We start from the raw sequence: 412 nt of genomic DNA, 5'->3' as shown, positions 1-412 counted from the left end.
CTTTCTCAACGAATGGCAGTGGCCGTTCATTGGCAGGAAGACCTTTATGGATCTTGTTACCCGGCCGACGACGTTCCTGTGGTTGATCGCCGGGGCCGGAACGCTGTTGGTCGTCGCGGGGGCCATGGAGCCCACGACCCTGCTGCCATTCCTGGTGCTCGGCACCACCTTCGGCACCCGCCTACTGGGAATCGCATACGGACTGAACGATGTTCGCGGTGGTCTAGGGGCCACACGCCGTATCGCCGTCGCCCTCGAGGAAACCGAACTCAGCATCACCGAAGCAAAAGCAGCGGCCGATAGTGGCTCATCTGTGTCGTTTGATGCGGTGACGTTTGGGTATCGGCCGGGGGTGCCGGTTATTCATGGTGTGGATCTGAGGCTGCGGCCGGGCACTGTGACGGCGCTGGTG

At 61.9% G+C, this 412-nt stretch carries 1 pseudogene; it reads left to right on the top strand.

Going from position 1 to position 412, the window contains the following annotated elements:
- Positions 1-412: pseudogene (locus tag AOT83_RS00375) on the top strand (ABC transporter ATP-binding protein/permease); the annotation flags it as partial.

The sequence above is a fragment of the Mycobacteroides sp. H001 genome, from assembly GCF_001440005.1.
In the GTDB taxonomy this organism is placed as follows: Bacteria; Actinomycetota; Actinomycetes; order Mycobacteriales; family Mycobacteriaceae; genus Mycobacterium; species Mycobacterium gwanakae.
This window is presented reverse-complemented; position numbering and strand designations above follow the sequence as displayed.